Below are 8,654 nucleotides of genomic sequence, written 5' to 3'. Positions count from 1 at the left end.
CGGTAAAGCGCGATGAACCAAAAAAAAGCCCGGCGTCGGCCGGGCTGAAAAAAAGAGGGTTAGTACAGCGAGGGCGCGCCGACCGGCCGAGTTTTGAAGCGGCGGTGCAGCCACATGTATTGCTCCGGTGCCCGCATGATCTCTTTCTCGATCACTTTGTTCATGTAAGCCGCCGCCGCCTGTTCGTCTCTGAGCGGGTAGTCTTCCAGGGCCGGCTGGATCAGCAGGTCGTAGCCGCGGCCGCGTTCGCGGCGGATCAGCACCACCGGTACCAGCGCCGGGTTGGCCATACGCGCCAGCATGAAGGTGCCGCTGGTGGTGGCGGCCTGATCGACGGCGAACAGCGGCGCGAATACGCTGCCGCGCGGGCCGTAGTCCTGATCCGGCGCGAACCACACCGCCTCGCCGCGCTTGAGTGCGTGCACCATGCCGCGCAGATCCTTGCGATCGATCATTGCCTTGTTGGAGCGCATGCGGCCCTTGGTCTGGGCCCACTCCATCGCTTTATTGTTGTGCGGGCGGTACATCGCCATCATCGGCTGGCACAGGCCCATAGCCCGGCCGCCCAGCTCCAGCGACATGAAGTGCACGCCGATCACCAGCACGCCGCGATCGTCGCGCTGCGCCATTTTGAGGTGGTTGATACCGGAGACGTTGAACCAGCGCTTGACGCGTTTATCCGACCAGAACCAGGCCATGCCGGTTTCCAACAGGCCCATGCCGAGGGACTCGAAGTTGCCTACCACCTTACGCTCGCGCTGCGCTTCGTCCATCTCGGGGAAGCACAGCTCGAGGTTGCGACGGGTGATGGTGACGCGGCGCTTGAGAAAACGCATCGAGGTGCGTCCCATCCATACGCCAAGGCGGTTAAGCAGCGGGTAGGGGAGTTGCACCAGCAGGAACAACAAGGCCAGACCGAACCAGGTCAGCCAGTAGCGCGGGTGCAGCAAGGAAAGTTGAAATCTCTTTTGGCGTTTCATAGCAGCTCGTTTATGCGTTAGGGGGTAGCAACCTGTAGCGCATAAAGGATCCACTCGATAGCGATACGACTACTCAGACACCCGGGGAAGGCCAGGGTTTAGTCAGAATTCCATAATTGACTAAACATTTACATTCGAAGGGCGGTTTGCGCTGCTATCAGGCTTCGGAGGGATAGCTGTTGGCCAGCGGAGGCGGCTCTAGGAATGCATATGCTAGCACAGGGTACGGGGTGTGGCGGAAGAGGGGCATGCGAATATTCTCATTCGCGTTGCCCCTAAGTTGAAGATTGGCGCGTTTTATAGGCTGGGAATGATAATCGCGGCGAAGATTGCAGCGATCACCAGCCATTTCAGCAGGTAGTAACCGCGGCGGTTACGCGCTTTCAGACGCTGACCGGCATCGCGCACCGCGTTGACGTATTTGAAAATGCGGTTGATGCCGCCGGTGCGGTCCTGATCGTCGTTCGGCGAGCTGGCCGCCGACATCAGCGTTGAACCGACCCAGTGGTTGACCGCCTGCGCCCAGCGCCATTTCATCGGCCGTTCGACGTCGCAAAACAGAATGATGCGCGTCTGGTCGGTGGCGTTCTGCGCCCAGTGCACGTAGGTTTCGTCGAAGATCACCGCCTCGCCGTCGCGCCAGCTGTGGGGCTCGCCGTCCACTTCGATGAAGCAGCGATCGTCGTTGGGGGTCATCAGCCCCAGGTGATAGCGCACCGAGCCGGCGTAAGGATCGCGGTGTTTACCCAAATGGCTGCCGGGCGGCAGCTCGGCGAACATCGCCGCCTTGACCGACGGGATGCGGTTGAGCAGCTCGACGGTTTTCGGGCACAGCGTCTGCGCCGAAGGGTGACTGTCGCTGTACCATTTCAGATAGAAACGCTTCCAGCCGCGTTTGAAGAAGGTGTTGAAGCCGGCATCGTTGTGCGACTGCGCTTTTTTGATGTGATCCTGCAGGCGCACCGCTTCTTCGCGGATCACCTGCCAGTTGTCGGTCAGCGTCTGCAGCTCCGGGAAGCCTTTTTCGTCGAAATAGGGCTGTTTGGCGGGCAAACGGGAGAAGCCGGTCATAAACATGTTGATCGGCCCCATAAAGGTGGAGTGATCGAACAGTTGGCGGGTAACCTTTTGTTTCTCTTTGCCGCGGGAGTGCGCGTAGAGGAAGCTGACGATGAAAATGCCGATAATGATCGCGGCAACCATAGAATCCATCCCTGCTAATGCTTGTTAAAAATTCATACAAATTATAGTTTTGTGACAGGAAAAATTTAACGTTTTCGTGCTTTTTTACCAGGATTCTCTCGAACGGCATAAAAGAATGAGAAATTTATTTTTAATAAAATTTTATGTCGATTTTTTTGGTTTTAGTCCTATTCTTAAATCGTTCAATGGGCGTTTCATGCCATCTTGTTTCATGACGAATGGCACGTATCTGAGAAAAGAGGGACTTATGAAGAAATCAATCATTGCCTTGTCTGCACTGCTGCTCGCTTCCCCGGTGTTCGCCGCTGAGACCGCGACCGACACCGCCGCTCATGCCAGCAACGAGGTCGTTGCCGAAGCGCACAAAGGGGCGGATACCGCCAAAGAAAAGCTGCACCAGTCTCAGGACAAGGGTGAAGAGCTGAAGCTGAAAGCCAAGCACGCCGCCGAAGGCAAGAGCGACAGCGTCGGCAGCAAAGTGAGCGAGGGCTCGCAAAAGGCCTGGCACTCCACCAAACAGGGTACGGAGAAGGCTTGGGATAAGACCAAGCAAGGGGCGGAAAGTCTCAAGAACAAAGCGACCGAATAAGGTCTCCGCTTTACCCCAAGGGCCGCGCTGCGGCCTTTTTTATTGCCCGCAAACCGGGTATGCCCCAAAAGAAAAAGGCGCCGCCTCTTGCAAGGTTGCGCCTTTTCAACACGTTAACTGACTAGTATCAGTTCATGCCGTATTTTTTCAGCTTCTTACGCAGCGTGCCGCGGTTGATGCCCATCATCAGGGCTGCGCGGGTCTGGTTGCCACGGGTGTATTGCATCACCATGTCCAACAGTGGCTGTTCAACTTCAGCCAGTACCAGCTCATACAGGTCATTTACGTCTTGACCGTTCAGTTGAGCAAAATAGTTCTTCAGTGCTTGTTTAACCGAGTCACGCAGAGGCTTTTGAGTCACCTGATCTTGTGAGTTAACGGTAGAAACGGTCAGTACGTCAGAATTTACGCGTTGTTCGAACATAGTTCTGTCAGCTCTTTTTTTACGCTAAGATTTTCGAAATATGCCTCCAACGCCTCCAGCTGTTCGCTGGCATCCTCTATGGCGTTGAATGTGCGCCGAAACTGGTCATTCGGAGCGTGTTCCTGGAGATACCAGGACACGTGCTTACGAGCAATCCGGAATCCCTTGCCTTGGCCATAGAAGCCGTGCAATTCCCGAATGTGCCCAATCAACAAGCGCTTCACCTCGCCAAGCGGCAGCGGCGGCAGCAGCTCTCCAGTGTCCAGATAATGCTGGATTTCCCGGAAGATCCAGGGTCTCCCCTGAGCAGCGCGGCCTATCATCAGGGCGTCGGCCCCGGTGTAGTCGAGCACTGCTCTGGCTTTATGCGGGTCAGTAATATCCCCATTCGCGATAATCGGAATGGAAACACTCTGCTTAACTGCCCGAATGCTGTCGTATTCCGCGTCGCCGTTAAACAGACAGGCGCGGGTTCGGCCGTGAATCGTCAGGGCCTGAATACCACAGTCTTCGGCCAGTTGGGCAATCTCTACACAGTTACGATGCTCTGGCGCCCAGCCGGTGCGAATCTTCAGCGTTACCGGCACATCCACCGCGTCAACCACCGCGTGGAGGATCCGTTTTACCAGATCCGGGTACTGCAACAAGGCGGACCCGGCAAGCTTCCGGTTCACTTTTTTGGCAGGGCATCCCATATTGATGTCGATGATCTGCGCGCCGCTGGCCACGTTGATACGCGCGGCGGCGGCCATATCATCAGGATCGCATCCGGCAATCTGCACGGAGCGGATCCCTGGTTCATCGCTATGCACCATACGCAGACGCGACTTATCCGTCCGCCACACCTCCGGGTTGGAGGAGAGCATTTCGGATACAGCCATCCCAGCACCCATTGCATGACAGAGGGTTCTGAACGGGCGATCTGTAATACCGGCCATCGGGGCCGCAATCAGGCAATTAGTAAGCTGGTGGTGTCCAATGCGCATAGACAAAGAGTGACCATACTGTGTCCGCAAGGGCGCGTATATTACGCATTTTTGCGCCGAGATGAAAGGCCAAACTTTAACCAATTGGCCCGATATTAGGACGAAAAATGCGCTACGCGGTGATTCATAAAAATATTATATATATTTTACAATAAGTTGACGAAAAGTGCTTATTTTGTGTGCGGCAAAATATTCGCCTTTGCGCAGAATATTATCTGCATTCACCCGCGTTTTTTGCCGAGATAGCCTGTCTGGAAGGCGCATTGTCAGGGCGATCCGTCGTTGAGCGGCGAAAAATTGCATAAAATTTTGTCTCGCCCGCAGGCCGATCGCCAGGCAAAAAAAATCCACCGGCGCAGGGCCGGTGGATGAGGGGGCAATAGACCGTGACGCTTACTTGCGGCGGCCGGTGATGCGACACCACTCTTCACGCTCGGCGACCGGGTCGAGCGTGAACTTCTCTTCGTAGGCTTGCGCAACGCTGCTGGCCTGGCTGGCCAGCACGCCGGACAGCCCCAGATGACCACCGGCCTTCGGCAGGCAACCGATCAGCGGCGCCAGCTCGCGCAGCGGGCCGGCGAGGATGTTGGCGACCACCACGTCAGCCAGCAGGTCTGCCGGCTGGTCTTTCGGCAGATACAGCTCCAGACGCTCTGAAACGCCGTTACGCTGCGCGTTGTCGCGGCTGGCCTGAATGGCCTGGGGATCGATATCGATGCCGATAGCGCGCGCTGCACCCAGCTTCAGGGCGGCGATTGCCAGGATGCCGGAACCGCAACCGAAGTCGATAACGGTTTTGCCGGCCAGATCGAGGCCGTCCAGCCACTGCAGGCACAGCGCCGTGGTCGGGTGGGTACCGGTGCCGAATGCCAGGCCCGGATCGAGCATCACGTTGACTGCGTCGGGATCCGGCACGTCACGCCAGCTCGGGCAGATCCACAAGCGCTCGCCGAAGCGCATCGGGTGGAAGTTGTCCATCCACTCGCGCTCCCAGTCCTTGTCTTCCAGCTGTTCTATCTTGTGACGGAAACCGGCGCCCAGCAGCGGGTGCTGTTCCAGCATCGCCACCACCTCGGCCATATCGGTTTCCGCGTCGTACAGACCGATCACGTCGGTATCGCCCCACAGCAGGGTTTCACCCGGCAAGGGTTCGAACACCGGGTTGTCGTGGGTGTCCTGGAAGGTCACCGACACGGCGCCGCTTTCCACCAGCGCGTCGCTCAGGTCTTCCGCCTGGCTGCCGGTGGTGTTCAGTTTGAGTTGGATCCAAGGCATAGCAATTCTCTTCAAGAGGGTAATGATGACGCCGCCCGGCGCTTTTCGCCGACGACGTTACCGAGATAAAACGCCAACAGGCTGAGCAACAGCGAAGGCACGATAGGGTGCAGCCCCGCCGGCTGCAGGTTGAAGCTGGCCAATAGCGTATAGCATACCGCACCCGACACCATTGAGCTAAGCGCTCCCTGAGCATTGGCGCGTTCCCAATACAGGCCCAGCACCAACGGCCACAGGAACACCGCCTCCAGCCCACCGAAAGCCAGCAGGTTGAGCCAGATGATCATCTCCGGCGGCCGCCAGGCCGCCAGCAGCACCAGCAGGCCAAGGATCAGCGTGGTCAGGCTGGAGAAGCGCTTGATCAACCGCTCGTTGTGGATCTGCTGCGGCCGCACGCCCAGGTAGAGATCCTTGATGATGGTGGCGGAGGATTGCAGCAGCTGGGCGTTGATGGTCGACATGATCGCCGCCATCGGCGCCGCCAAAAAGATCCCGGCGGCGTACGGCGGCAGCACGGTGATCATCAGCGTCGGGATCACCTGATCGGGGATCTTGAGATCCGGCAACACCGCGCGGCCGAGTGCGCCGGCCAGGTGCATGCCGAACATCAGCACCGCCACCACCACGGTGCCGAGCAGAATGCCGCGATGCACAGCCTTGCTGTCCTTGTAGGAAATACAGCGCACGGCGGTGTGCGGCAGGCCGATCACCCCGAAGCACACCAGGATCCAGAACGACGCCATAAACGGCAGGCTGAGGATCTGATCGCCGCCCTGCGGCGACACCAGCGCCGGATCGATCTGCTGCAGCTTGTGCACCGCGCTGTCCAGTCCGCCGGCGGCGTGGATCACCGCCACCAGCAGCAGTACGGTGCCGAGCAGCATCACCAGCCCCTGCATCGCGTCGTTCAGCACGCTGGCGCGGAAGCCGCCGAAGGCGGTGTACAGCGCGATGCTGATGCCGAAGATCAGCAGGCCGGTGTCGTAAGGAATGCCGGCGGCGGTCTCCAGCAGGCGGGCGCCGCCGATAAACTGCACCGTCATGGCGCCGAGAAACGCCACCAGCAGGCTGAGGCTGGCCAGCCACACCAGCAGGCGGCTTTGGTAGCGGCCATACAGCATGTCATTGAGGGTGATGGCGTTGTAGCGCCGCGCCAGGATGGCGAATTTCTTGCCCAGCACCCCGAGCGACAGCCACACCGCCGGCAGCTGAATCATCGCCAGCAGCACCCAGCCCAGGCCATATTTGTAGGCGGCGCCGGGGCCGCCGATAAACGAACTGGCGCTGATGTAGGTGGCGGTCAGGGTCATCGCCAGCACAAAGCCGCCCATCGAACGGTTGCCGAGGAAGTATTCGCTGAGAAAATTCCCGCTCTGGCGGCGGCTGTAGGCGTACACCGACAGGCCGAACACCAGCAGCAGGTAGGCGACCAGCGGCAGGATCACTTCAGTTTGCATCGCGGTCCTCCAGCGAAATGTCGTGGAACACCGTGCGCACCATCAGCCAGCACAGGCCGATGAACAGCAGCGGCACCAGCAGGCAGGCCATTTCGAACCAGTGCGGCAGGCCGGTGACGCCGATAGCGCTGTCCGGCAGGTAGGCCGCCAGCCCCCAGGTCAGCAGGTAGAGCAGCGTCAGCCCCAGCGCCCAACGCGCTTCGCGGTGCGCCTGGATAAAACGTTTGTCCATCCGTGTCTCCCATAGGTTTACGGTGATGGATTCATCAAAGGTAGGGAATTTTACGGCATGACGGCGTTTTGCCAAGCCGTTACTGGCGGCAACGCCAAAGAAAAAGGCCGGTGATTAACCGGCCTTTCGTCAGACGATGCTGCGTGGCTGCCTTAGGTTTCCTGCAGACCCAGCTTCTTCTCCAGATAGTGGATATTGGTGCCACCGTGCTGGAAGTTTTCGTCGTTCATGATCTTCTGCTGCAGCTCAACGTTGGTTTTGATGCCGTCGATGATCAGTTCAGCCAGGGCGTTCTTCATGCGGGCAATCGCCACGTCACGGTTTTCGCCGAAGGTGATCAGTTTGCCGATCATGGAGTCATAGTACGGCGGTACGGTATAACCGGCGTAGATATGAGATTCCCAACGCACGCCGAAACCGCCTGGCGCGTGGAAGCGGGTGATCTTGCCCGGGCTTGGCAGGAAGGTGTTCGGATCTTCGGCGTTGATACGGCATTCTACCGCGTGGCCGTGGATCTTCACTTCTTCCTGTTTGATCGACAGTGGTTGACCGGCAGCGATGCGCAGCTGCTCTTTGATCAGGTCCACGCCGGTGATCATTTCGGTAACCGGGTGCTCTACCTGAATACGGGTGTTCATTTCGATGAAATAGAACTCGCCGTTTTCATACAGGAACTCGAAGGTACCCGCACCGCGGTAGCCGATTTCCACGCAGGCTTTCGAGCAGCGCTCGCCGATGTAACGGCGCATTTCGCTGGTGATGCCCGGTGCCGGCGCTTCTTCGACCACTTTCTGGTGGCGGCGCTGCATGGAGCAGTCGCGCTCGGCCAGATAGATGGCGTTGCCCTGGCCGTCGGCCAATACCTGAATCTCGATGTGGCGCGGATTCTCCAGGTATTTTTCCATGTACACCATGTCGTTGTTGAAAGCCGCTTTGGCTTCCGCTTTCGTCATGTTGATGGACTGCTCAAGGTCTTTGTCGCTGCGCACGACGCGCATGCCGCGACCGCCGCCGCCGCCGGACGCCTTGATGATCACCGGATAACCGATGCGCTTGGCGAAGGCACGGTTTTTATCCATGTCGTCGGTCAGCGGGCCGTCTGAGCCAGGTACGCAAGGCACGCCGGCTTTCTTCATGGCGTTGATCGCGGAAACCTTGTCGCCCATCAGGCGGATGGTTTCGGCTTTCGGGCCGATGAAGATGAAGCCGGAGCGTTCAACCTGCTCGGCGAAGTCGGCGTTCTCGGACAGGAAGCCGTAGCCCGGGTGGATCGCCACGGCGCCGGTGATTTCCGCCGCCGAAATGATGGCCGGGATGTTCAGGTAGCTTTTTACCGATGGCGCAGGACCGATGCAGACGGTCTCGTCGGCCAGCAGCACGTGTTTCAGATCGCGGTCGGCCGCGGAGTGAACCGCAACGGTCTTGATGCCCAGTTCTTTACAGGCACGCAGGATGCGAAGCGCGATCTCGCCGCGGTTGGCGATAACAATTTTATCAAGCATGGGGGC

General features: G+C 58.7%; 9 protein-coding genes. 1 reads left to right on the top strand and 8 read right to left on the bottom strand.

Annotated elements, in window-relative coordinates:
* Nucleotides 1–59 precede the first annotated feature (59 nt).
* Together lpxP and lpxO are read right to left on the bottom strand one after the other, a co-directional pair.
* A complete protein-coding gene (gene lpxP / locus HMPREF3138_RS17880) occupies nt 60–980 on the bottom strand; it encodes a kdo(2)-lipid IV(A) palmitoleoyltransferase (RefSeq protein ID WP_038879756.1) in 921 nt (306 codons plus the stop codon).
* A gap of 297 nt (nt 981–1,277) precedes the next feature.
* Nucleotides 1,278–2,183 (bottom strand): lipid A hydroxylase LpxO, encoded by a 906-nt coding sequence (lpxO, locus tag HMPREF3138_RS17875; protein ID WP_038879755.1) that lies wholly within the window; start codon nt 2,181–2,183, stop codon nt 1,278–1,280.
* A 247-nt stretch (nt 2,184–2,430) separates the two neighbouring features.
* On the opposite strand from lpxO, the gene HMPREF3138_RS17870 reads away from it, so the two are divergent.
* Complete coding sequence (locus HMPREF3138_RS17870) at nt 2,431–2,772, top strand: hypothetical protein (protein WP_016930249.1); 342 nt, start codon at nt 2,431–2,433, stop codon at nt 2,770–2,772.
* A gap of 127 nt (nt 2,773–2,899) precedes the next feature.
* Here the strand turns inward: HMPREF3138_RS17870 and fis are convergent, their stop codons facing one another.
* From fis to accC, 6 genes are all read right to left on the bottom strand, one after another.
* Complete coding sequence (fis, locus tag HMPREF3138_RS17865) at nt 2,900–3,196, bottom strand: DNA-binding transcriptional regulator Fis (RefSeq protein ID WP_000462905.1); 297 nt, start codon at nt 3,194–3,196, stop codon at nt 2,900–2,902.
* The gene (gene dusB, locus HMPREF3138_RS17860; RefSeq protein ID WP_004936856.1) at nt 3,178–4,182 is read right to left on the bottom strand and encodes a tRNA dihydrouridine synthase DusB; all 1,005 of its coding nucleotides are present in this window, start codon (nt 4,180–4,182) and stop codon (nt 3,178–3,180) included. Before dusB ends, fis begins: the two co-directional genes overlap by 19 nt.
* A gap of 393 nt (nt 4,183–4,575) precedes the next feature.
* Entirely contained in the window at nt 4,576–5,457 is an 882-nt protein-coding gene (gene prmA / locus HMPREF3138_RS17855) for a 50S ribosomal protein L11 methyltransferase (protein WP_033636181.1), read from the bottom strand.
* 11 nt (nt 5,458–5,468) lie between these two features.
* Nucleotides 5,469–6,914: a sodium/pantothenate symporter gene (gene panF / locus HMPREF3138_RS17850; protein WP_038879752.1), complete on the bottom strand. Its 1,446-nt coding sequence runs from the start codon at nt 6,912–6,914 to the stop codon at nt 5,469–5,471.
* A complete protein-coding gene (locus tag HMPREF3138_RS17845; protein ID WP_038879749.1) occupies nt 6,904–7,146 on the bottom strand; it encodes a YhdT family protein in 243 nt (80 codons plus the stop codon). The genes panF and HMPREF3138_RS17845 overlap by 11 nt, the downstream gene beginning before the upstream one ends.
* 152 nt (nt 7,147–7,298) lie before the next feature.
* On the bottom strand, nt 7,299–8,648 hold the full coding sequence (accC, locus tag HMPREF3138_RS17840) for an acetyl-CoA carboxylase biotin carboxylase subunit (RefSeq protein ID WP_004936886.1): 1,350 nt from the start codon (nt 8,646–8,648) through the stop codon (nt 7,299–7,301).
* Between the last annotated feature and the right edge of the window lie 6 nt (nt 8,649–8,654).

It is taken from the genome of Serratia sp. HMSC15F11, assembly GCF_001808215.1.
Lineage (GTDB): Bacteria > Pseudomonadota > Gammaproteobacteria > Enterobacterales > Enterobacteriaceae > Serratia > Serratia nevei.
This window is presented reverse-complemented; position numbering and strand designations above follow the sequence as displayed.